This window comes from Streptomyces sp. NPDC050147 (assembly GCF_040660195.1).
Classification (GTDB): Bacteria; Actinomycetota; Actinomycetes; order Streptomycetales; family Streptomycetaceae; genus Streptomyces.
In genome coordinates, this window is record NZ_JBFALJ010000039.1 from 35,773 (window position 1) to 57,082 (window position 21,310).

Consider the following 21,310-nt stretch of genomic DNA (forward strand, 5'->3'; position numbering starts at 1 on the left):
TCCGTGGGGGCGCCCATCGTCGTCGGGCACCGGCGTCGGTGTGGTTGTGCAAGGGCAGTGCCGTGCCGATGGTCTTGAGATGTGTGGTGGTAGATACCGACCACCACCGTCGGCGGCGCCCCGACTACCGTGCTGTTAGCCCCGACCACCGCAGGTCAAAGGATTGCGCAGTCGGCACTGCCACGTTTTAGGCCTTTGCGGTGCGCCCTGACGGTGAACGACGCCTCGGTAGCTGCGCAGCCACCGGTGTGCAGCCTGCCCCCGTCCTTCTGGCCCTGCCAACGGCGGCGTCCGCGGCAGCCATGGCGTTGCGCACCGCTCCCCGTTGGTGTTCTGCGGGAAGGGTGCGCAGCGTGCCGGTGCGCAGGGCTGGGCTGTGCAGGAAGGGGCTGCCGACTGCGATGCGTATCGCTGTCCGGTCGGTGCGCACGCAGGTACGTCGCCGCCGGTCCCCGGCGCGCTCCTCCTTCGGGGGGTGGTCGGGGTGGTGGTCGGTGCTACCACCACCCCGACCACGGGTTCGTGACGGCTTCGTCACCGTGGTCGGGGCTTGGTGGTCGGCAAAGCGGTCGGGGCCAGCGGGTTGTCTCAAGGCATCAACCCCCTGAGACCTCCCGGGAGATCCCGCATGTTCCGATCCACAGCATCACCCGGCGCCGGGAAGTACCCGGTGGCCGCCGGGGTGGCGCTGACCCAGATGCGGCGGCGTGTGCGGTTCGGCCGCGCCGGTGTGTGGGCTGCGCTCGCTGCCGGTCCGCTCGCGCTGGCCGTCGCTATCTCTCAGCCCTCGGCCACCAGCGCAGCCCCGCCCGCATCCAAGCCACAGCGCACCGAGCGGATGGCCTCGGTGGCCGACCCCTCGGGCTATGCCGCCCAGTTCCTCGACGCGTGGCTGCGCAGCAGCGACGACGCGAGCAGCGAGGCCGCGCGCCGTGCGCAGTCGATGGCCCCTGACGTCACGCTGCCCTCGCTCGAAGAGGGTGCGCCCGCTCCACGGCGGGTGACGCCGGTGCGCAGCATCCCGAAGAAGGGCGGCCAGTGGTCGGTGACGGTGGCTGCGCAGTACGCGCATGCGGTGCGCTACTTCGCCGTACCCGCGATCACCGCCGCCGGCGGCGGCTCGTTCGCGGTGACGGCGCCGCCCGCACTGGTGGCCGCCCCTGCACTGCATGCCGCACCCGAGTCCGCGTATGGAGTCACGGTTGAGGAGGGGCCGCTGACGGCCACGGCCGGGGAGTTCCTGTCGGCGTATCTGGCCGGGCGCGGTGAGGTCGGCCGGTATCTCGCACCGGGCGTGAGGATGCCTGCCCTCTCCCCTGCGGCTGCCCGCTCGGTGGAGGTGGAAGACGTCCTTGCTCGTGAGGAGAGTGCGGCCGGCGAGACGGTGCCGCGGGACGGTACCAGGGTGCACGTGCTGGTGACGGTCGAGGCCCGTGACGGTTCGGGCCGGTGGCCGCTGGCCTACGAACTCACGCTGTCCTCGCGGGGCGGCCGCTGGGAGATCGCCGCACTGGCGTCGGGCACGACGGGCGGTGAGCAGCGGTGAACACGCTCAACCAGGTGGTGATGGCCGGTGAGTTGGCCGACCTGGGCGACTCCTGGATCGGCACCGCCAAGGACTGGGGGTCCAAGGGCCTGCAGGCGGCGCTGATCGTGATCGTCGTCGTGATCATGATTCAGCGGTTCTCGCTCAAGGCGGGCATCGGCGCCCTGATCCTCATGGTGATCGCGCTCGGCCTCTACAGCTCCCGCAATGATCTGGCGGACATGTTCGAGGACGAGGTGAAGAACCCTGCCAAGGGCGCCCCGGCTTTCGACCACCCCTACCGTGACCGCAACTTGTTGAAGGTCCGCGCCCTGGGGAGGCGGGCGTGAGCGCGGCCGCCGCGCCCCGAACGGCGCGCTTCTACACGGCCGCGCGGCGGCATCCGTGGGTGATGGGCAAGCTCGCCGACTGGCGTCTGCCGCTGGGCCCCTACAACGCGGCGCAGATCGCCCTGGCCGTCGTGGGCGGTTTCATCCTGGTCAAGACGATCTCCTTGTGGAGCGCGCTGGGCCCCATCCCGATCGTGGCCTGGCTGGTGGCCATCTGGCTGCTACGACGGCCCAAGATCGGCGGACGTAATCCCATGGCGGCAGCCATGGGCATGGTGGCGCTGTTCGTGCAGCCCGGTGGCGGCCGGATCGGCCAGCGCGCCGCTCGGGATCCCCGCGCCCGCAGCCTGGGCGGCGGCTTTACTCTCGAAGGCCTCACCGACTGGGCTCATTTGGAGGCTGCCGCGGTGCCGAGGCCGCTCCGGAGGCGCACGGTCCGGACGCGCATCGGCCGGCCCCCGCGGGCACGCACCGTTCAGCCTGAGCGGGCAAAACGCAGTCCGGATGTGCCGACGCCGACGGCACCCACCCCAGCAGAGGTGTCGCCCGCGGCAGCACTGCTGGCTCGGGCCCAACTCCGCACACAGAACCAAAAAGGGGAACTCTGATGCGTGTTCCCGTTCGTCACATCGCCGGGCATCTGCTGTGGTCCACCCACGGCCACGTATGGGCCCTCTACCGCCTGCACCCCGGCCCGGATGCCGATGGCCGCAGCCAGGAGACCGTCCCGGGCACCTACGTTCCCCCGGCAGTCCGCGACGAACTCCTAGCCAAGATCACACACTTGGTGCGGTCCCTGTCCGGAGCGCCGCGCCTGTTCGGTCTGTGTGCGCAGGTCGATCCCGCCGAGGTCGCTTGGCGGATGGCTGAGGGCCTTCAGGACGCAGACAGCGGCGACGGACTCATGCCTGCGGCCCGCCCCTGGCTGGAACACCTGAATGCCGCCCTCGAACTCCTGCAGGGGCAGGAGATGCACCAGCGCACCTGGTGGCTGTCCGTCCCGCTGGAAGCGGACAACCAGGGACTGAAGGCCGCGAGCGCGCTGTGGGCAGAGGTCTCCCACACCTTCGGCATGCGGGCCGCTCCCGTGACTCGAACCGAGGTCAACTCTGCCCGTGAGCAGGCCGGCCAGGTCGAGGCACAACTGGCGGGCGGTGCCTCATACCGCCCGGCCCGCCCCGCGGAAATCGTGTGGATGATCCAGCACGCAGTGCACCGAGGGCTGGCCGAGCCGCTGCTGGGCGAGGCCGCTGTGAGCGAACTGTATGGCGGACAAGTCCGCCAGGGGGTGCTGCGCTCGCCGAGCTACGCCGATCTCGGTCAGGTCCGCCTCGAGGAAGGCGGCACGGATGCCGCCGTCGAGGACCGGGACGAACCGGCGGGAGGCCGCGAGCGCCGTGGCAGTGGCCGGGTGCGGTGGTGGAAGGCGCGGTCAGGCTCACCGCTGCGGCGGCGTTGGTTGCAGGTCGAAAGCGAGATGGGCACCGGCTATCAGGCGCACCTGGCGCTGGCCGAGTGCCCGCCCGCCATCTCCCAGGAAGCCGCTGACCTGTTCGCGCAGCTCGACGTCCTGGACTTCCCCGTCGACTTCACCATCGACCTGACCCTGGTGCCCGCGGAGAAGGCCCGCGCGCAGGTGCAGCGCAAGAAGACCGAGCTGGTCGACCAGGCTGATCAGTACGACGCGCGGCCCACCGGCATGCCCGCCTCCCTGCCGGATGCCGCCCGCGATCTGGGCGAGCTGGACGCGCGGCTCTCGCGCACCTCGGTGGAGGTGGAGGTCCAGGCGGTCACCGCACTGACCGTGTGGGGCCCGAGTGCCCAGCTGTGTGACGCGCGGGCCCGCGCCCTGGAAAAGCTCCTGGCGGGCGCGGACTACCGGGCGGTGCGCCCCGCCGGACTGCAGGCAGACCTGTTCACCCTCGGGCTGCCCGGCGCGGTGCGCGCGCACCGGCTGCGGGAGTTCACCCAGCACCAGGTCAGCGAGGACTGGGCCCTGTCGGGGGCCTTCACCCACTGTGAGGTCGGTGATCCGACCGGGATGCTGCTCGGTTTGGACCTGGACTGCGGCACCACCCGCCCCGTCCTGATCAATGTGGCCGACGCTCCCAAGCAGGACGCTTCGGCCTCCCTGGGCGTGGTAGGTGATCTAGGCGCCGGGAAGAGCGTCATGCTGAAGCTGATCAGCCAGTCGGTCGTGGACCGCGGCGGCCGCGCCATCTGCATCGACCGCACCCCGGTGCGCGAGTGGGCGTCCTTCGCCGAAGCAGCCGCACCCGGCCGCTGCCAGATCATCGATGCCGCGCAGGCCGCCTTGTCGATCGACCCCTTGCGTCTGTTTCCCGGCGCGGAGGGACGCCACTACGCGCTCAGCTACCTCACCCTGCAACTGGGCATCGGTCCCATGACCACCTCCGGCGAGGTCCTGCACCACGCCATCGAACAGGCAGGGGCCTCCCCTTTGCCCTCGATGAGCGGTGTCATCGACGTCCTGCGGCAGATGGCCGCCTCCGAAAGCGGCAAGCGCCAGGACGCCGCCGCCACCCTGGCCGGACTGCTGCGCCTGGTGGAACAAAACCACCTGGCCCGCATGGTCTTCGATCCCACGCTGCCGCCGGTGAGCCTGGACGGCACCGGCGCCTCCGACTTCATCGTCATCACCACGACGGGACTGAAGCTGCCGCCCAAGCAGGCCTTTGAGCACGCCGAGATCCTGCATCAGCAGCCGCTGGAGGCGCTGATCGGCCGCGCGGTGCTGTATCTGATCGCCGCGATAGCCCGCCAGGCCGCCTTCTCCACGCCCGAGCGGTTCTGCGCGGTCGCCCTGGACGAGCTGTACTGGCTGACCTCGTCCGCCGAGGGCACCGCCCTGGTCCATGAGATCCTCCACGACGGCCGCAAGCACGGTGCCGGACTGATCGCAGGCGCTCACGACGCCACCGAACTGGGGCCCGACCGCGGCCTGATGGCCTACCGGGCCCTGGCGCGTACCACCGAGCGCGAGCGCGCCCGACGCGGCCTGGACTTCATCGGCCTGGACGCAGCCGACACCGACCTCGTGCGGATGGTCACCTCCGGCCTTTCTCCCGTCGGGCACAAGGACCGCGCCGGCGAGGTCCTGCTGACCGGGCCCCGGCAGAACACCGGCCGCGTCAAGGTCGTCATCCCCGGGATCGCTCGCATTACGTCCCGCATCACCACCACCCCGGGCCAGCGGCCGCCTACCCAGGCGCCCGGCACTGGAGCGGACCTGGCCAAGTCACCGCCAGCCACCCGAGAGGAGGCCCGGTGATCACCTATGAATGGCGGCGCGCCCAGCGCCGCACCATCGTGCGCCGCGCGGGCAGCCTCCTCTCCCTGGCCTGTCTACTGCTCGCCATCGTCTTCAGTGCACTCGCGCCGGCTTCCCCTTCTGCTCGGTCCGCTCCCGCAGCAGCTCCCTGTGCCCGGGACAGCCGCGCCTCCTTCAGCAGCGAACGGGATGCGTGTGCCGCGATCGCGGGACCGGCGCAGGACCACTGCAAGCGCACGATGCGCACCGCTGCGGCCCCGCGGGCGGCGAGCCAGGAGGAGGACATGCCTGTCCCGGTGGTGGCGCCAGCAGCCACTGCCCTGCTCGCCCTGATGGCCGCGCGGCGTCTGGGAAGGCCGGAACACTCGTGATGACATGGCGTATTGAGCGCGGCAGGCTGCGCACCTTGCTGCACGCCCTGCTGTTGGCGGTGGTTTTCCTGGTGGTCAACGCCCGGGTCGCCTACGCGGCCGACGGCGGCGGGGACATGATGGCCCCGCTGAACGTAGACAGCTCCGAGGGCGTGCCCCTTGACGGCTACGAACTGTCGGCCGAAGGCGGAAGCGTCTTCGCCCTCAAGACCAACGCCTATGCGTTCCTCATGAACGGCCTGTTCACGCTGCTGCGCCTGGTGGTGGGTCTGTCCTGCTGGGCCATCGAGTTCGCCCTGCGCTTCCCACTGATCAAAATGCTGTCCGACCCGGCGCAGAAGGTCTGCGACACCTACAACGAGCTGGTCGTCGACACCCTTGACCTCAAAGGGCTGTTGCTGAGCTGGGCCTTCGTCTTCGGCGGAATCCTCCTCGTGCGGGGCAAAGCCAGCAAGGGGCTCGGGGAGATCGTCCTGACGCTGCTGATCGCCGCCTTCGCAGCCTCCGCGTTCGTGCGCCCCGACTACCTGCTGGGCCAAACCGGGCCGCTGGCCCAGAGCCAGCAGGCGGCCTCCGAAGTCGCCCAGGCCACCGTCGACTCCCACGACTGGGGCGGCAAGATCGCCAGCGGGAACGCGGGCCCGTGCGGCGCGGGCCTGTCCGGACCGGCGCTGGACAAGTGCTATCAGGCCGAGGAAGACACGCCGCACTCCGCGTCCGAAGTGGCTAAGCCCATCCAGGACTCCCTGACCAACGTGGCCATCGTCAAGGGGTACATGCTCGTGCAGTACGGCCGGATCCTCGACCCGGGAAAGAAGCCCGACCAGAAAGCCTACGCGCTGCACCTCAAATGGGTCTCCGGCGGCTACAAGCCCAGCCCCGAGGATCAAAAGGACGCCGAAGACAAGTGCAAGAAGGTCCCGGGGCCGGCCAAGAAGTACTGCATGAAGGGCCAGCAGGACAACGCTCAGCCCTCCGATAATGATGCCCCGGATCTGCCCGAGCTCACCCCCGGCGGTCAGCTGCTGGACTCCTTCACCCCGGTCCTGAGCTCACAGGACCAGCAGTTCGCCGCGTTCCTCAAGGACCTGAAGAAGGCCGGGCCGGTGGGCAAGGCAAGCGCCGAGTACGCCAAGGAGCCGACCGGCTGGCGAACGGCCGGAGTCCTGATGCTGTTCTGCGCCGCGCTGATGATCTCCGCGATTCCGCTGTCGGCCAGTTTCGTGCTGTTGGGCATTCAGGCCGCCGATGCCGCAGCGGCCGCGATCGGAGGCATCACGCTGGTGTGGGCGATGCTGCCCGGCCCCAACCGGCAGGCCGCCTGGAAGTGGCTGGCCCTGCTGGGCATCTCGGTCGCGGGCATGTTCGCGATCTGCATGTTCCTGCCCAGTTACGGCATCGGCATCGATGTGGTCTTCACCGACGGCCCCGACGTCCCCGCCGAACGCCTCCTGGCCCTGAACGCTCTGGCTCTGGCCGCTCTGGCCTTCCACCGCAGACTGCTGGCCGGTATCACGTCGGCCGGACAGCGGCTGTCGCTGCGGATGCGCTACGCCAAGATCGGCGGCACCCATCTTCCCGGCGACACCTCCGAGATCGGTGCCGCGATGGCCGTCCACGGCAGCGGCAGTATGGGCGCGGGCGGCAGGTTCGGGCTGCGGGCGCTGGGCGGCGGGTACGGCAGGCTCGGCACCCGCCAGCGCATCATGCGCTCGCTGGCCGCGCTGACCGACGGCACCGGGATGCCCGTGGACACCGGGCGGCTCCTGTCCGATGCAGGTGCCGAAGCCTCCCGCGGTCTGGCGCCCTTCGCGCTGGCTGCCACCGGCGCCTCACTCGGTGCCCGGGGAGCGTGGGGGCTGCTGGTCGGCAGGCACCCCGGCGACAAAGCTCTGGAGCGGATGCGTAAGCCCACCGCCGAGGGTGATGCCCCGGGCCGCGGCCCGCACGACGACGGCGCGCAGGGCGACGACACCTTGGGGCCCGGCGGGCCGCGCGGTCCGCACCGCAACGGCCCACCGGACCGCTACCGCGAAGAAGACGGCAAGATCGCAAACCGGAAGAGCGGAGAGACACTCCACGACCAGAACAGCGACCGCACACTGCTGTCCACCCGGGCACACAACCGCCTCGTGCGGCTGCGCGGATACCGCATCCTGCACCGCGGCGGCCGCGTCGCCTACGGCGCCACACTCGGCCTGCCCACCACCACCCGACGCGCCCGCCAAGGCGCCTCCGAACACACCCAGGACGCCAAGCAGCAGCTCGCAGTGCGCAACACCGTGCGCGAGGACGGACGTTCGTGGCGCAGGCACGATGAGACACCCGCCCGCACGGGCGGCGGGGAGTCCGACGGCGGGGGTACTGCACCGTCCTTGGGCCGCGTTCTGCGCACCACATCTCCCGGTGCGACGCGCGCGTCCACTTCCCCGCGCCATACGCCTGCCCCAGCACCTCCTTTCGACCCTGACTCCTCCGCTGGCCACGGGCCCGGCGGAGCATCCGGCCCCGCCAGCGGGCTCGGGGCCTCCGCCAGCCGCGAGCCCGAACGCCGCGCAAGCGATCTCGACCTGGGGCCGGGCGGGCCCATGCGCTACCCGCTCGGCACCAGAGACTCCCCCACCAGCTCACCAACCGCCTCGCCGCGACGAGCGGACACCGATCCTGACGAGGTGCGCCGCCGCATTCGCGCGGCGCTACGACGCGGCGAGGACCCCGATGCGGGGGGTGAGGGCTGATGAGGGCCCGACGTCCCAAGCCGCGACGACGGCGCGCAAAGTGGGGGTGCCTGCTGATCGTGCTGCTGACCGCCGCGAGTTGCGCCGCCCCGTTCTCCGGCCTGCTCTCGGCCACCGCGCAACTCGCCAACCAGGAAGAAGAAGGGAACGGCGGAATCCAACTGGGTGGCAGCGCCGCGGACATTCCCCCCACCATGCTGGCCGCGTACAAGAAGGCCGCCCAGCTGATCGGCCGCCACGCACCCAAGTGCCACGGCATGGCGTGGCCGGTCCTGGCGGGCATCGCGAAGGTGGAGTCCAACCATGCTGTCGGCCGCACCATCGCCAAGAACGGCGACATCCACCAGCCGCGGATTCTGGGCGTGCTCCTCAACGGCTCCGGAGCCGGTGGCAACACCACCACCTTCCCCGACACCGACGGCGGGAAATGGGACGGCAGCGCCCAAAGGGAGCGCGCCGTGGGCCCCTTCCAATTCCTGCCCTCCACCTGGGAGTCCAACGGCCGCGACGCCAACGGCGACAAAGAACGCGACCCGCACAACGCCTTCGACGCCGCACTGGGCGCTGCCGTATATCTGTGCGGCAACGGCCGCGACCTGACCAAGACCCGCCAGCTCAAAACAGCGATCTTCCAGTACAACCACTCGAGCGAGTACGTGAACAACGTCAGCAACTGGATCAACCAGTACCGGGCCGCCGCGACCGGCTCGGGCAAGGGCGTAGACCTGGGCGGCGTCTCGGGCAAGACGAGGAAGGTTCTGCAGGCAGCCCTCTCCCAGCGCGGCGTTTCCTACTCCTGGGGCGGCGGCAACACCAAGGGCCCCACTACGGGGACCTGTTGCTCACCCAGCGGGAAGAGCGGCGCGGGCATCAAGGGCTTCGACTGCTCGGGGCTGACCCAGTACGCGTTCGCCCGGGCCGGAATCCGTCTGCCCCGCGTCGCCTCCGCGCAGGCCGCCAAGGGCCAGCGCATTACGTCCAAAGCCTCGCTCAAGCCGGGCGACTTGGTGTTCTACGGCTACGCCCCGGGCGCGGATTCGACGATCTACCACGTCGGCATCTACGCCGGGAACGGACAGATGATCAACGCGGCCCGGCCCGGAACCAAGATCCGCCTGGACCCCGTGGATGCCATGTCAGGCTTCGCGGGAGGGGCCAGAGTCCTATGACACCCAAGATGACCGGTTCACGGCCCGCTGCGCGTGGGGCGTGGCTGCTGCTGGCCTGCAGCCTGGCCCTGGCCGTCTGCGGATATCTCCTCCTGGACGGCGGCCAGGGCACCACTTCTTCCGGCGTGGCCGCCGAGTCGTCCCGCTCGCAGGAGTCACCGCAGCCCCGTCCTCCCAAGCAGCCTTCCCAGGACACCCCGGCACCCCAGCCGTCCGTCTTGTCTACGCCCCCGCCGACTCCGCCGCCGCGTGGCGAGGGACGCGCAGCGGACCGGCAGGTCCAGCAGCTCCTGGAGAAAGCCTGGCCCGCGGACCTGCCCGCGTCCCAAGAGCAGCAACTGCGCCGCGACGGCGCACTGCTGCTGCGCGCGGACACCACCGGGGTGGGTCGCGACCGTTTCCCCCAGGTGTTCGGCGACCGGGCGGACAAGGCCGTGGCGCCCGCATTCAGCCGCTTCCGTATCCAGGCCGCCATCGCCCGCAAGGACACCCGCGCCGGCCAGGCGGTGGTGCACCTCGTGTGGGCCGCAGCCGACCGCGGCGGCACCTACAGCGACGGGCGCATCGCCGATCTCATCTTCCACCGAACGAAAGGACACGGCCCGTGGACACCACTGCCCCGCCCCCGGCCGTGACCTCCCACGCAGGCGGCGTCATGCCCGCCGCCTTCGACGTCGCCCTTGAGATGCTGGGGGTATCTGATCGCCCTGGGGCTGGCTCTGGCCTCCGCGGCAGGCCAGTGCGTGGTGCGCCACCTGGCCGCCAAGGCCTCCCAGGAACGGATGGCATTGCAGTTCACCCCCACCCCGCACTTCGACCCCGGCCACGAAGAGATCTTCCGCCGGGGCGTGGAGCTGACCCGCGCATGCACCGCGCTGCCCTGGTGGGCGCCGCACCAAGACCGTGCGCATCCGCATGCGTTCGGATGGCACCGCGCCCTTCGCCTACCGTCTCGAGGGGCCTGCCGGGGCCGAACGCCTGCTGACCACCACACCGTTCGGGCCGGGCGTCCGCGTGACCAAGGCACCCCCGCTCAACGACAAAGAGCGCAGACATGAAGTGCGCGCGGAGTTCATCCTGCGCGGCAACCCCGTCGCCTCCCTGCGCGAGGTCCCCCTGCAGCCCGACCCGCTGCAACCGCTGGTCGATGCCGTCGCCGATCTGCGCGCCGACCTGGGCGACCTCGCTGAAATCTGCGTCGACCTGCAGCGCTCCCCCAAGTGGGCGCTGCGCAGCCGCCGCTGGACACTGATGAACAAGGCGCGCCGCAGCGAGCAGCGTGAAGCGGCGCGCTCCACACGGTGGATGCACCGTGACGGGGCCCGCCTGGACGACTCGCTCATCGGCCAGCTCCACCAGCTGATCACCCCCGGCCGGGGCGGGCCTGGTGGCCGGGGCATGGTGATGTCCGCGCCGCCCATCCGGGTCGACCGGGCCCAGACCCTGGGCAAGCTCGCCGAGGACGCCCATCTGGTGCGGGTGCAGATCCTGGTGCGCTGCGCCTCGGACATTAAGGGCCGCGCCGAGGCGCGCCTGGCCCGCATTCAGGCCGGTCTCGATGTGTTCGGCGGCTCTGCCCGGTGGGCGATGAAAGGTCTGCGTCTGGGGCCGTGGCGGCTGGGAGCCGACCGGTGGCCGCACCGCACCCGCTTCAATCTGCGGTGGCGCACCGGGCAGTGCCTGCCCCCGGCAGCGAACTGGGTACGCCTGGAAGAGCTGTCGGGGCTGCTCAAGCCGCCGACCATGTGGTGCCGGGTGCCGCTGTTGCCCGTCAACCTGCCCACCTTCGTCCACGGAGACCCTAACCTGCTGCTGCAGGGCTGGTATCGCACACCCGATGGCCGACGGCGCCTGGTGGCCACCCACGCCGAGCAGACACTCTTCGAGATCGGCGTGGGCAAGGCCGGCGGCGGCAAGACCGAGCGAGCCGCAGCCCAAGCCGTCGGCTACGCACACGCGGGCGGCGGCCTGCTGTTCATCGACCCCCACCACGACTCCTGGCGGCGCGTGGCACCCTTCCTCGCCCACGATCCGATCATGGAACGCATCGCGCGGATCGACCTGCGCGCCACAGGCCGCGGCCCCCATCCGCGGATCAGCTCCTGGAATCCGATCGGCATGCACCACCAGCGCCAAGCGGCCTACGAGGTCGTCGAGGATGTCACAGACGCCTTCGCGACCGCGTTCGGCTGGGACGACACCAACGCCCCGCGGGCCATCGCCATCTTCACCCAGGCCCTGACCGTGCTGACCGCGCTCAACGAGCTGGCCTGCCGGGCCGGACGCGGCGCCGACCAGGCCACCCTCTTCCACATCCAGCCACTGCTGACCGATCCTGACTTCCGCACCAGTGCCCTGACCGCCACCGAACCGGTCCTGGACCCGGACTCGCGCGCCTGGTGGCAGAGCACCTTCCCCACCTTCCCGCCCGACGCCTTCAACGTCCTGCTCAACCCGCTGACCCGGCTGGCCGCCAACCCCATCACCCGCGCCTTCCTCGGCCAGCCCCAAGGCGTCTACAACATCCGCGCCGCCATGGACCACCGCATGATCGTATGGGTGAGCACCGCAGGCAACGGACCCACCGATCGCCTGCTGGTCGCCCTCCTCAACCGCGACCTGCTACGCGCCGGACGCTCCCGCGCCGACACCCCCGAAAACCAGCGGGTGCCCTTCCGCGGCTACTTCGACGAACTCACCACCCTCGCCAGCTCCAGCGCCAGCATGTTCGAGGACTTCCGCAAATACAAAATCCAACTCCATGCCCTCACCCAGCTCCTGGCCCGCCTGCCCCTCCCAGTACGTCAAGCACTGGTGCAAAACGCCTCCACCCTCTCCACCACCCGAGGCTCCAGATCCGCCATCAGCCCCATCACCGAGGAATGGGGAGAAAGGCCCAGCACAGCCCAGGTCACCGACCTCGACCAATACGACCACTACAGCTCCTTCACCATCAACGGCCGCCCCCTCGGCCCCGTACTGATCCACGGCCCGCACCTGGAAGAAGTCTTCGCCGAGCAATACCAGCCCGCCCGGATCAACGCCCTGGAACAAGCCGCCGACCACAACGCCCACACCCAACCCCTCAACCAACTCACCCAGGCCGCCGCAAACCAGCTGGCCCGGGTTAGTGCCTTCCTGAGCGACCACCTCGCCACCCACACACAGCCCGACGCCCTCACCAAAACAAGGGACTACCAGTGATCTCCCCGTCTCCCGCCCAACAACCCCAGCCGTAAGGGCCATCCCCGCGGGCGCGGGGGGCAGCGCTAGCCGAGATCCAGAACCTCATCGTCCGCGTGCCTGCCGAACTCGGCGACGCGCACCTCCGCGATGTGCTCGTACCGGCTGATCCGGTCGGTCCACTCCGCGTCGACGCCGAACGCCACCTGCGCGAAGCCCACCCGCCGGACGGCCTCGGCCAGGCCCGGATCGCCAGGGGCCAGCAGTCGCACCGGCGCGTCAAGCGCCACGGTGTGCGGCGGCACAAAGTACTCGTCCGGCAAAACGGTGCGCGCATGGACGAGCGCGCCGACAGCGACAACCGAGCCGGCCCCCAACCGTGCGCCCTGCAGGACCGTCGCCGCGGTCGCCACATAGACGCACCTGCCAACCTCGCAGCCCAGTAGCGTGGCATGCGGTCCCACGAAGACGTGGTCGCCGACAAGCACCGGCTGATCGCCGGCGACCGCAGACCCGCGCAGCACCGCGTTCTCGCAGATCACCGCCGCCTCCCCGACGTCGATCCGAGACCCCTCGGCATCGAGCACCGCGCCGTACATCACCCGCGCCCTTGGCCCCACGCGGACATCACCGACGAGCGTGGCCGTCGGGGCGACGTAGGCGGTGGGATGGACCTGCGGTTCATGCCCGCGGTGCCGGATGCGGATTCCCTGCGCTTCAGCGATCATGAGCGGATTCTCGCCCGACCGGCCGCAAGCATGCTGGCGGATTTCCGACATCACGTTCGCCGAGACCTGGGCCATCGGCGATCTAACAACCTGGGGAGCGATTGGCCCTCGGGAATACTGGTCGCCTGGCTGGGTGGACGGGTGCGCATGAGATCTTCCTCTTCATGAGTACACCACCAGATGGATTGCCTATCTACCGAGTCTTGACCGGCCCGGACGACGCCGCGTTCTGCCATCGTGTGAGCGAAGCGATAGCTCTCGGCTTCGAACTGCACGAAGGCCCTGCGGCCACTTTCAACAGTGAAAGGGTCATCGTCGCCCAAGCGGTGGTATGGCCAGCACAGTCGTAAGACTTGAGGTCGCGATCTGCCCCTGACACGAGAAAAGCCGTACGGGCTAGGCGAGTTATGACGCTTGCCTGGGCCCGTGCGGCCTGTTCCTGACGGCCCTTGGTGGTTGTACCGGCTCAAGCTGGGAGTAGCCGCGGCTACAGTTCCACGGTGAGCGTGGGCGGGTGATGCCATGTGTGTCCGCAGGTGCCTTTGCAGTGCGTCTTTCTGCGGCGGGTGTCGGCAATGGTGAACACGGAGACGAGTACACGAAACGCCTTCACGTGCTCGTCGGCGGGCAGGCCGGCGAAACTGTAGCGGGGCGGGTCCATGCAGATCATTACTGAGGGGTTGGCCGTGGGCTTCACCCCGGACCGGGTCACTCCCGAGCGGCCGTCGGCGGGCATGATGTTGGCTTGCATGGCGCAGCCGGCGACCTCTCGTAGCACGTCCTGCCGACGCGCCGGGGAGAGGCCGGAAAACCAGGCCGCCCCGTCGTCCAGGGTGCGGAACTCCTGGGCGATCTCGTTGACGACCTGCTCGGTCTCGCGCCGAAAAGAGCCACCGTCCGCACTGCTGACTTCGGTCACCTCCGGATCATTCCATGCTGCCGGTTCCGGGTGAGGACGGCTCACGCAGGGGCTGTCGCGTCCAGGGCCCGCGATCGGGGCGACGCGCGGATTGAGCGATCCCCGACACCCTCGCCGCCCCGGCTGCCCCCTGGCGGAGGTGAGAACGTGGTGACGCTGACGTGTGGCCCCATGTCACGAACAGCCCGTCACCCGCCCTGCGCGGTTGCAGTGCGACCTGGGCAGCGGCAGCCAGGTCCTCGTTCGGCATTGCGGTCACCTCGCGGAAGGGGCGAAGGCAGGGAATTGCTCGTCTATGGCCTCGGCAAGCGGACGGGCACGTCGTGCACAGGCCTCCTGTGTCAGGGAGCGGGTGTGTGGAGGCGGAAGCGGCGCACCCCCACCCCGATCGGGCGCACTCCCGGAAGGGCCCTGAGCCTCAGCCAGGCTGGCCGGCTGGAGCGGGTGGTGTCGGCGAATCCCTCCTGATGGTGTTCTGAAGACATCCACTCGGACAGGTTGACCACCCGCCGGCCGTCCGTGCTGACGTGAAAGTTGGCCGAGATCCCCCACGGGTGATGCGGCTCCGGGTCCGCCGCCAGTGCCTGGGTGACGGTGTCGAGCATGCCCTGGGCCGCCTCTGCGTCGTCGACGTCGATCTCGGCGAACGCGATGACACGGGAGTGTTGTCGCGGGTGACATGTGGTGATCCCTGCGGTAGGTCGGGGGTATGCGGTTCGCGGGGAGGCGGAGTGACTGGCGCGGAGTCAAGGGAACTTTGGATGGCCGGCGAGCTGGCTCACGACGATTTCCAGGACTCTTCATAGATGTCGTCGTCCTGGTCGACATAGGCGAAGGGGCACCGGCGGCTGGAAGTTGGACGGAAGCGCGTTCTCAGTCGATCGCAAGTGATACCCATGTCGACCCTACGTAGCCAGGAGTGGCTTGATACCGGTCCCCGTATCCGACCGGCGTCCGCGGTGCTGGTGCAGTGCACTCGCAACTTGTCTTCCGAGAAGCTCGGGGTACACCCGGGCCCTGGCAGGCCGTCACAAGGCTTGCCGGGGCACATTGATGGACAGCGGTTTTGCTCCTGTGCCCACGTCAGTTCTGCGCTGCCGTATGCGGCAGCGGCTGGCGCATCGGCTCAGGCCGGACCGGTAGCGGTCAGCCACCTGGCGTTTGCTGCGTCCGGCTCGCCCCGAGTGTGCGACTTGGCGAAGCGAAACTCCGTGCCGTGCTGTGGGGTCCTGGCCGTCGATGGCAGGAATCGCTGACTCGTGAGGCGGCGAGATGAGCTTCCGGGGCGTCGCGTATTGCTCCGCCCCGGGGCTGGTGCGGCAACGTCACTTTCCACCGGTCAGATGGGTCAGGGCCGGTTGTACCGCACGCAGTTGATTGGGTTCGCGTTTGCATCGTCAATGCAGACGATGACATACGCGGCCCCACCGGGCTTATTCGCAGAGAGATCGGCATTGAGCGGATACGTCGTGTTGCACTTAGTGCTGGTACTCGCGTCGTCGAGCTTGTTGTTGGAGGCATCGTACGCGCCGAACCACGCCCTGCGGCAGCCGACGGCCCGGAGCGTCCCTTCGACCCCGACCCACCGGTTGGACCAGGTCAGTGTGCCACTGGCGTAGCTGCCGACCCCGTCGGGGACGTTGAATTCGCGGACCGAGGCGGGCGTCTGCGCGACGGCGGGGCCGGGAGCGACCAGCAAGGTGCCCGCGGTCAGCGCGACGGAACCGAGGGCGGCGGCGAAATGAGTCTTCATGCGAACTCCAGGATGGGGTCGGTTGAAGTGAGCCGGTTGCGGCTTCACATCCTGGGCTGGCCGACCACCTGCGGCCTACCTCTTAAGCCACGGCTTAAAGGGGGCGGGACGGCAGGCGCGGCGCCTCGCGCACCTGGGCACGCGTGTCCGGTGGCACCCGAGCAGGGCGGCGCCGCGCTCACCGGTCTGACGCCGCGGTGTCCTCGGGCCTCACGGTTGCGTCAGGGCACCGGTGCGCAGCAAGGCCAGCCCGAGGGGGGGTGATGAGGTGCAGCACGGATCCGCCTCGGCGGCTGGTGGTGATGAGGTCCGTGTTCCGCAGTACGGTCGCGTGCTGACTGGCCGCTGCGGCCGTGACGTTGAGGCGGCGGGCCAGTTCGCTCGGCGTGCAGCCTTCTGCTGTCACCTGCAGGGCGGCAGCTCGCGTGCGGCCGAGCAGAGACTCCAGGTTCCGCACTTCGGAGCCGTCCGTTTCCTCCGGCCCGGTACCGGTCAGCGGCCGGCAGAGAGCCGGCACGGTCAGCCGGGGTGGCTGGGCGGTATCGAGCGGGTCCCGCAGAAAGCTCACCGGGTGCTTCGAGAAGACCGTGGGCGTGATGATCAGTCCCCTTCCCTGGAGACGCACCTCAACTCGGCGCGGGTCGGGGGCTTCGAGCACCGGCGGACGCCAGCGGACCAGTGGTGCACAGATCGAACGCAGCAGGAGATCGGTGCCTCCCTCCAGCACCAGGTTCGCGCAACGGGTGGACAGCGCGACCAGTTCGGACGGGTGTAGCTCTCTTCCGGGGACGGCCCCGATGGTTTGAGCTGGGAGATCGTGGTTGTGGGTGATGGTGGCGTGGTCGGGTCTCTACCGTGTGGGTGGAGGAGGCGATGCTGATGGGGTTGTTGATCGGGGAGTTGGAGGCGCGGGAGGCGGCGGCTCGGGCCCGGGTGCGGTCGCCGCCGTCCTCGACGAGTGACGGAACCGCCGGGGCCGCACGGTGCCGGGGGCCGAGCGGGGCGGGCCGCCCACCGACTAGCATCGCTGAGTTCGTGCCACCCGCCGGCCCGGGCATCGCGGCGCGGCGTACAGGGGAGCTGACACGGCATGAGAACGAAGAGCGCAGCGGCGTGGGCGGTAGCGGTGCTGATGCTCGGCGCAGCCGTCGGCGGCTGCGCCGGGCAATCGGACAGGGGACCGTCCGGCAGCAGCGCGAAGCACACGAAGTCCATCCGCGAACCCGAGGACAAGCCTGATTCACGGGTCGTCGAGGACGACGACGACCACACCGTCCTCGAACTGTCCGACGGTCGGCAGGTGTCCCTCCGCTTCACTCGTCGCGGCCTGGAGGCACAGCATCGCGACGCCTCTGACGACGCCTGGTCCGCCCGGACGAAGGTCTATGAGACCGGCACCAAACCGTGCGGCGGCATCAGGGCAAAGGCGTATCGGGACACCGTGTGGCTCGCGGCCGGCTTCGGCGTGTACTGCAGGGACGGCGAGGAACCGCAGGAGGTGATCGCGGCCGTCGTCACCGGGGACCTCTCCTCCTGGACCACCGACCCGGCCAAAAACTACCTCGTCTGGCCGAAGGTCCGCATCCGCGACGGTGGCGCCCGAGTGGACTTCGTCGATCGCAGCATGCTGCAGACCACCACGCTGACCTGGCGCAAAGGCTCCGGATTCGCCGAGGTGGCCACGGAGTACAAGCCCATCCACCCCTGGTTCGTGGGCCGGTGGCGAGCCAGCGACGGCAGCCAGCAGCTGACCTTCCACCAGGTCGAGCCGGGCAGACGCGCACGCGTGGTCATCGAGTCCCGCACCGGCCCGCGATGCAAGGGCAGCGCCACTGTCTCCGGCATCGACCAGCACGGCCTGTCCATGAGCAACTTCAAGCTCGATCAGGGCACCAGGACCGTCAACTGCCCGCCGGAGGAGCTCAAGTACGACTTCGACGTGAAGTCCTCGGACGGCCCGCTGCGCCTACGCACGATCGGCAACCACCCCATGACCGTCCTTACCTATGAGCGGGCGGGCTGACGTACGACTGCGCATGAGGGGCGGCGGCGTGGTCGGGTCTCTACCGTGTAGGTGGAGGAGGCGATGCTGATGGTTGGGACGGGCGGCACGGTCGTGCAAAGGACAGCGATGTGGGCCGACGAGCAGGGTGGGGACGGCCGCTGGCGCATAACCCGGCCGGCAGCTTTCGCTCTTGGCCGGCAGCGAGTGCCCGACAGGTACTTAAGTGCCTGGAGAGGCGCATGACCAGAGAATCCCAAGATTGTCAGGTTGCTCAGACGCAGGTTTCGGCCATGCAGCAGACGAGCGTCGCCATCAGTGACCGGACCGGCTGGGCGCAGCACTCAGACGGTGCGCCGCCAGGGCTCACCCGCTCGCAGTCACGTGTCTTGGGCAAGTGGAACAGGGCCGCTGCCCTGAGCGGAAGCGGGCGGACCTTGGCGTGCAGGCGGACGGTTGAACACGAGCCAGACCAGCCGAACGGTCCGACGACGAAACGCACGACCGCTCACCACGAACGCATAGCGAGACCTTGCATCGGTACTGTCATGCCGGCCGGGCACCGTGACACGATCTTCTTCATGAACAGCGATGCCGCCCGTCGCACCGGGGCCACCGCTACCCGACGGAAGGACACCGTCAACTTGATTGTGGGATAGGCAGGCAAGTTGAGGCATGCTGATGGTGCGCAGGTGCCGCGAGGGGAACTGCGTTCAGGCGTGCAAGGGCGTCCCGGTGGCGGTCTTCCAGACGCGGGATCATTCGGCCAGTTCGGTACGGCGAAGACCATCGAAGGATGGATCTACGAAGGGCGGAAACCTCAGCGAGCGTTCCGCCCGGTCATCGTGGAGATGCTGGGGTACAGCATCGAGCAGCTTTGGTCCGAAGTCCCCGAAGACGGTGCTACGCCGTCCTTCATTCCGATGGCAGGCGCGTCACCGACGGCACTCCACGCCGATACCGGCGTGGACCTGGACGAGATGAAAAGGACGGGCGCTGTGGCAGTACGACGCGCGAAAGACTTCCTTCTGGGGGCAGACCGCGAGCGAGTGGGCGACGACACGCTCGGCTTGCTTGACGACGAGGTTCGGCGCCTTGTCGCCGAGTACCCCCGCGAACCTCTGTCAACGGTTTGGCCCGACCTCCTGGAGACGCAGGACCAGGTCTTCCGCCTCCTGGAGGGCGGTCGGGTCCGGCCGTCGCAGCTGCGTGACCTGAACGTCGCGGGAGCCGTCCTGAGCTTTCTCGTTGCCAAGGGCTTCCACGACATGCAAGATCCTCACGAAGCCCTGACGATGACCCGAGTCGCAGCGGCCTGTGCCAGGGACGCCGAGCACCCCGGCCTCATCGCCCTCACCGACGGCCTCAAGTCGCTCATCGCGTACTGGTCAGGGAAGCCCGCGGACGCCTATCACTACGCCAGCAAGGGCGCCGAGATCGCGCCCGGCAACCATGGGACGGCAGGTCTGTGGCTGCTCGGCCTCCAGGGGCGCGCCGCTGGTGTGCTCGGCGACGTGGAGACGGTGCGCACCGTGAGCCAGCGTGCCGCGCATCGGCGAGAGCACGTAGTCCCAGACGACTTGGACGAGCTCGGTGGGCTCTTCACCTACACCCGCGAGAAGCAGCTCTACTACACTGTGGAAGCCTCAACACTCCTGGGCCAAGGCGGAGAGCAGCTCTCCGCTCAGGCGGAGGAAGCGGTGATGGGCTTCCGTGACCCAAGCGCCCCGAGCTGGGCGTTCGGTGACCTTGCAGGAGCCCGATGCGACCTCGCGCTCGTACGGCTCTTCAGCGGCGACGTGGAAGGCGCCGCCGAGGCTATGCGGCCGGTACTGGACCTGCCTGCCTCCTACCGCAACAACGGGATCATCGTCTCCGCCCTGCGCGTCAGGAACTCCCTGACCACTGGCCCCACTCGATCGGCCGTCGCTGCGCGAGACCTGTGCGCGGAGATCGAAGCGTTCCCATCTAGCCGGCCGGCACTGCCCCGCGGGTAAGGTCCGGGGCATGCACCCGGTCACTCGATTCAGCGCACGTCTCGGCTTGCGAGAATTCGACAGCGCAGACGTGGAGGCGGTACTCGCCATCTACGGCAGCTCCGTAGCCACTGAACATCTGTCCTTCGAGCCGCGCAATCGCGACCAGGTCGAGCAGATCGTGGCTCGATCCATCACAGCGGCTACAGCGACGCCTCGCACAGAGTATGCGCTCGCCGTCGTGGAGCAGGGTGCGGCCGAGCTCGTCGGGTTCGGCCGCCTCGCCCTTGACCCCCACCAACAGCGCGGAGCCACCATGGGCTTTGCGCTGCGACCGGACGTGTGGGGGCAGGGCTACGGCGCAGAACTAGTGCGGCTGCTGCTCGGTTTCGGATTCCATGACCTTGGCCTCCACCGCATTTGGGGTGCGCGATCCCCGCTCAACGAGGCCTCCGCGAAGGTCATGGCGGCTGTCGGCATGACCGAAGAGGGCACGATCCGTGAGCACGTTCTCAAGGCGGGGAAGTGGCGGGACTCCGTCGTACACGCGATCCTCGACCGCGAGTTCTCTCCCGGATCCTGAAGGGTGGGCGAAAAGGCACTCACCGTCTCTCGCCGGATTGAGTGCGGGGATCTTGGCGAACGGATCGTTCCTCTCGGCCTGCGGGGGCGTACGTACACCGTCCAGGGGCCGCATGGGCCCGGCCGCCAACGACAGGCCCGCTCCGGTTCCTGATCCGTGGCGCCTGATGGGGCCACTCCAATCGCGGCGCCCGCGCGGATGCACTGGGAGCTGCACGCGAATCAATACCCGGCGCGCTCCTCGGCCCTTGCCATGCCACAAGGAGCAGTCAACGATGCACATCGCGACCGACCGACCGCATCTCCCACACATCGAAAACGCGCCATCTTTCCCAGCCGATCCACAGCGGTAGCCGCCGCATCGCTCGGAAAGCAGCCCGCACCTCGCCGCCTCGACGAGCGTGCCCGGTCGAGATATAGAGCGCCCGAGCGAAGACAACACCGGCTTGCGCTTACTCGACCTCAACATCGCTCCGCGCTTGCTTCAGCCGCCCAGTCGGCTCCGGCCCCACGGCGCAGAACTCCGATTTTCATGAGCACGGGAAGCAGCCCACTGTTCGCCACCCTTGGGGGCATGAACAGGAAACGCGACCCGCAACACTGGTGCCATCAGAATCGCACCCCACCGCTACTGACCTTGTTGGCGTGATGTCGTCAAGATGAGGCCGGTTTCGGCGAGGCATCCGTCGATGAGGTTGCTGCGGTACTGGATCTGGCGGAGA

17 protein-coding genes are annotated in these 21,310 nt (G+C 69.1%); 13 read left to right on the plus strand and 4 right to left on the minus strand.

Features of this window, described 5'->3' with window-relative positions:
* Positions 1-628: 628 nt before the first annotated feature.
* The 9 genes from AB0I94_RS39220 to AB0I94_RS39260 all read left to right on the plus strand — a co-directional run bounded on the left by AB0I94_RS39220 (position 629) and on the right by AB0I94_RS39260 (position 12,649).
* The gene (locus AB0I94_RS39220; protein ID WP_363314586.1) at positions 629-1,546 is read left to right on the plus strand and encodes a conjugal transfer protein; all 918 of its coding nucleotides are present in this window, start codon (positions 629-631) and stop codon (positions 1,544-1,546) included.
* A complete protein-coding gene (locus AB0I94_RS39225) occupies positions 1,543-1,875 on the plus strand; it encodes a hypothetical protein (RefSeq protein WP_363314587.1) in 333 nt (110 codons plus the stop codon). The genes AB0I94_RS39220 and AB0I94_RS39225 overlap by 4 nt, the downstream gene beginning before the upstream one ends.
* Complete coding sequence (locus AB0I94_RS39230) at positions 1,872-2,483, plus strand: hypothetical protein (protein WP_363314588.1); 612 nt, start codon at positions 1,872-1,874, stop codon at positions 2,481-2,483. Before AB0I94_RS39225 ends, AB0I94_RS39230 begins: the two co-directional genes overlap by 4 nt.
* Positions 2,483-5,167 (plus strand): ATP-binding protein, encoded by a 2,685-nt coding sequence (locus tag AB0I94_RS39235; RefSeq protein WP_363314589.1) that lies wholly within the window; start codon positions 2,483-2,485, stop codon positions 5,165-5,167. The genes AB0I94_RS39230 and AB0I94_RS39235 overlap by 1 nt, the downstream gene beginning before the upstream one ends.
* Complete coding sequence (locus AB0I94_RS39240; RefSeq protein WP_363314590.1) at positions 5,164-5,538, plus strand: hypothetical protein; 375 nt, start codon at positions 5,164-5,166, stop codon at positions 5,536-5,538. Before AB0I94_RS39235 ends, AB0I94_RS39240 begins: the two co-directional genes overlap by 4 nt.
* The gene (locus AB0I94_RS39245) at positions 5,538-8,276 is read left to right on the plus strand and encodes a hypothetical protein (RefSeq protein ID WP_363314591.1); all 2,739 of its coding nucleotides are present in this window, start codon (positions 5,538-5,540) and stop codon (positions 8,274-8,276) included. Before AB0I94_RS39240 ends, AB0I94_RS39245 begins: the two co-directional genes overlap by 1 nt.
* Positions 8,276-9,445 (plus strand): bifunctional lytic transglycosylase/C40 family peptidase, encoded by a 1,170-nt coding sequence (locus AB0I94_RS39250; RefSeq protein WP_363314592.1) that lies wholly within the window; start codon positions 8,276-8,278, stop codon positions 9,443-9,445. The genes AB0I94_RS39245 and AB0I94_RS39250 overlap by 1 nt, the downstream gene beginning before the upstream one ends.
* 8 nt (positions 9,446-9,453) lie before the next feature.
* On the plus strand, positions 9,454-10,080 hold the full coding sequence (locus AB0I94_RS39255; RefSeq protein WP_363314593.1) for a hypothetical protein: 627 nt from the start codon (positions 9,454-9,456) through the stop codon (positions 10,078-10,080).
* Positions 10,081-10,360: 280 nt separating this feature from the next.
* Positions 10,361-12,649 (plus strand): ATP/GTP-binding protein, encoded by a 2,289-nt coding sequence (locus AB0I94_RS39260; RefSeq protein WP_363314594.1) that lies wholly within the window; start codon positions 10,361-10,363, stop codon positions 12,647-12,649.
* A 65-nt stretch (positions 12,650-12,714) separates the two neighbouring features.
* Here AB0I94_RS39260 and AB0I94_RS39265 read toward each other — a convergent pair whose 3' ends face one another.
* On the minus strand, positions 12,715-13,431 hold the full coding sequence (locus AB0I94_RS39265) for an acyltransferase (RefSeq protein ID WP_363314595.1): 717 nt from the start codon (positions 13,429-13,431) through the stop codon (positions 12,715-12,717).
* A gap of 89 nt (positions 13,432-13,520) precedes the next feature.
* Here AB0I94_RS39265 and AB0I94_RS39270 point away from each other — a divergent pair, with 89 nt between their 5' ends.
* Entirely contained in the window at positions 13,521-13,706 is a 186-nt protein-coding gene (locus tag AB0I94_RS39270; RefSeq protein WP_363314596.1) for a DUF1737 domain-containing protein, read from the plus strand.
* Positions 13,707-13,843: 137 nt separating this feature from the next.
* Here the strand turns inward: AB0I94_RS39270 and AB0I94_RS39275 are convergent, their stop codons facing one another.
* The 3 genes from AB0I94_RS39275 to AB0I94_RS39285 form a co-directional block, all read right to left on the minus strand.
* A complete protein-coding gene (locus tag AB0I94_RS39275; RefSeq protein ID WP_363314597.1) occupies positions 13,844-14,275 on the minus strand; it encodes a DUF5958 family protein in 432 nt (143 codons plus the stop codon).
* 341 nt (positions 14,276-14,616) lie between these two features.
* Positions 14,617-14,880, minus strand: coding sequence for a hypothetical protein (locus AB0I94_RS39280; protein ID WP_363314598.1), 264 nt, complete (start codon positions 14,878-14,880; stop codon positions 14,617-14,619).
* A 743-nt stretch (positions 14,881-15,623) separates the two neighbouring features.
* Entirely contained in the window at positions 15,624-16,028 is a 405-nt protein-coding gene (locus tag AB0I94_RS39285; RefSeq protein WP_363314599.1) for a hypothetical protein, read from the minus strand.
* Between the two features lie 1,090 nt (positions 16,029-17,118).
* Between AB0I94_RS39285 and AB0I94_RS39290 the strand changes: the two genes are divergently transcribed.
* The 3 genes from AB0I94_RS39290 to AB0I94_RS39300 all read left to right on the plus strand — a co-directional run bounded on the left by AB0I94_RS39290 (position 17,119) and on the right by AB0I94_RS39300 (position 20,589).
* Complete coding sequence (locus AB0I94_RS39290; protein ID WP_363314600.1) at positions 17,119-18,051, plus strand: hypothetical protein; 933 nt, start codon at positions 17,119-17,121, stop codon at positions 18,049-18,051.
* Between the two features lie 977 nt (positions 18,052-19,028).
* Positions 19,029-20,027 (plus strand): hypothetical protein, encoded by a 999-nt coding sequence (locus AB0I94_RS39295; RefSeq protein ID WP_363314601.1) that lies wholly within the window; start codon positions 19,029-19,031, stop codon positions 20,025-20,027.
* A 10-nt stretch (positions 20,028-20,037) separates the two neighbouring features.
* On the plus strand, positions 20,038-20,589 hold the full coding sequence (locus AB0I94_RS39300) for a GNAT family protein (RefSeq protein ID WP_363314602.1): 552 nt from the start codon (positions 20,038-20,040) through the stop codon (positions 20,587-20,589).
* Positions 20,590-21,310 lie beyond the last annotated feature (721 nt).